The organism is Microvirga sp. P4_G7 (assembly GCF_056401005.1).
Genome location: NZ_JBFUKD010000697.1, coordinates 1 through 1,864, shown reverse-complemented (window position 1 = coordinate 1,864; position 1,864 = coordinate 1). Strand labels below are relative to the sequence as shown.

The window sequence follows — 1,864 nt, the reverse complement described above, 5'->3', positions numbered from 1 at the left end:
GGCCACGGCCGTGCTCGCAGCGCCAATGGTAGCGGCTTGCAAGAATTGACGACGTTTCATTGTTGGTCTTCCTCCCAATGGAAAGTGACGATGTCACCTGTCGCTATTGACAACAACTCACCAGAGCGTCGCAAGTCGAATTGGGGATGCTTCGACCAATGGCTGAGAAGCGGCGCGCGCCACACCGTCCGAGACCGGCAAACATGCCCATGAATTGGGCAGCCGGAAGTACGGAGCTAACCTAACTAAGCGGCATGCCGACAGGTCGGGGCGCGTTGATCGTTCAGGCTAGTTGAAGGCCTCTGCGGCGCAGACGAGCGCGAACAACAGGATGACCCCTCCGAGCTCCGCAAGGTTGAGGAGAACCGTCGCCGGATCGCTGAACATATACGTCAACGCTCCCAGAACGAGCGCTACGATGGAAGCCCAAAGAATCATGGGCCTTCTCCCCGAAAGATGTGCGTTAACCGCCAAACAACACACGCGCCACGCCAAAGTTCCTGACGCCAAGAAATTTCCCGGAGAACCCCCCGGAAAAATCTCCCGGAAAAATTTCCCGATGGACGGAGCTGTAAAGTCGACGTGGAGGTCGCGCTGTGCAGGCAGGTTTTCACGCTACGTAAATTCAAGCGTCGCTGCAATCGGAATTTATTGCACCGCAACACTCCGTGGCGGCAGTGTCGTTGCGGCGATGTCTGGTGGGCGGTCGAGGCTCGCGCTTTTCGGAAGGGAGGGGCGAGCACTTCGTGGACGGAGAGGCTGGGCGCATCCTTCCTGGAGGGTCGCTTCACTCGGCGATGAAAATTTTTTGCAAGACGAGTGCCGCTTTTTTGCGTTCCCGTGGCCCTTTTCCAAGGAATGTTGATATCGTTTCACTTGACACCCTCTGTTTATATAGCAATATATACAGAGAGGGTTTCGTGTATTACTGTTTAGACTGCGACCGTTGTTTTCGATTTATTGTCGATCCGTTCGTGGTTTGGCTCGAAAAAAGCGTAATACTATCCGAAAGAGGTACTCCCTTAGCGAACGGAACGGGTACGTGCGCCGTTTCGTCCGATTTCGGTTGAGGCCAACTTAAAAACATCCACTGGTTGAAAATTGCCGCTTGACAGCGATACGTTGTTATAGTACATAACGTGAACACTCAGGAAGTGTGAGTTGAACGCCTCAAGGCGTCGGCTCTCTGGGCCGCATCCTGAAGACATCCGCCGGGCATCGCAGAGAGCATCATGCACCCCCAAGCCTCATCCTGAGGAGCAGCCGACAGGCTGCGTCTCGAAGGACGGGGCGTTTCCAGTACTCTCTGGATCCTCCTTCGAGACGCCGCTTCGCGGCTCCCCAGGATGAGGATGAACGAGGGAGCCCCCGGGCATCGCCGCAGAGAGCATCATGCATCCCCCTAAGCCTCATCCTGAGGAGCAGCYGACAGGCTGCGTCTCGAAGGACGGGGCGTTTCCAGTGCTCGCTGGAGCCTCCTTCGAGACGCCGCTTCGCGGCTCCTCAGGATGAGGGCGATGGGAACGAGGGGCGGTGGAGGGAGCGAGGGGTGTTTGGGGAGAAGGACGCCTCGCCATGCCCGACCACCTTGTCCCAGCGCTCGGCCGCAGCAGCCGAACTTTCGTTCGCATTCGTCACTCGCTTCCGTCACCTCGCTTTCGCCACTTGGGGTTCGCATGACAATTCGCATCGCCGTCCCGCCTGCGCTGAAGCGCCGGGCTCTCGATCTCTATTTCAACCAGAGCCAAGTGTCGGTGCTGACGATCGCGTCGCTGCTCGGGATGAGCCGCATCGTGTTTGAGCGCTATCGCAAGAAATGGCGCTGGCCGCCGCGCCGCGTGGCGCTCGCGGCGAGGCGGGCGGA

Annotated in this window: 3 protein-coding genes; 1 reads left to right on the top strand and 2 read right to left on the bottom strand. The window is 58.2% G+C overall.

From position 1 onward, the window contains the following. A partial coding sequence (locus AC1DT3_RS19680) for a twin-arginine translocation signal domain-containing protein (protein ID WP_477466903.1) occupies nucleotides 1-60 on the bottom strand: 60 nt, incomplete at its 3' end. Between the two features lie 228 nt (nucleotides 61-288). Continuing rightward, nucleotides 289-438 (bottom strand): hypothetical protein, encoded by a 150-nt coding sequence (locus AC1DT3_RS19675; protein WP_477466902.1) that lies wholly within the window; start codon nucleotides 436-438, stop codon nucleotides 289-291. Between the two features lie 1,238 nt (nucleotides 439-1,676). Here AC1DT3_RS19675 and AC1DT3_RS19670 point away from each other — a divergent pair. Further along, a partial coding sequence (locus tag AC1DT3_RS19670) for a hypothetical protein (RefSeq protein ID WP_477466901.1) occupies nucleotides 1,677-1,864 on the top strand: 188 nt, incomplete at its 3' end.

Coding starts and splice junctions, on each gene's coding strand:
- AC1DT3_RS19675 (WP_477466902.1), bottom strand. CDS start 438: ATGATTCTTTGGGCTTCCATCGTAGCGCTCGTTCTGGGAGCGTTGACG.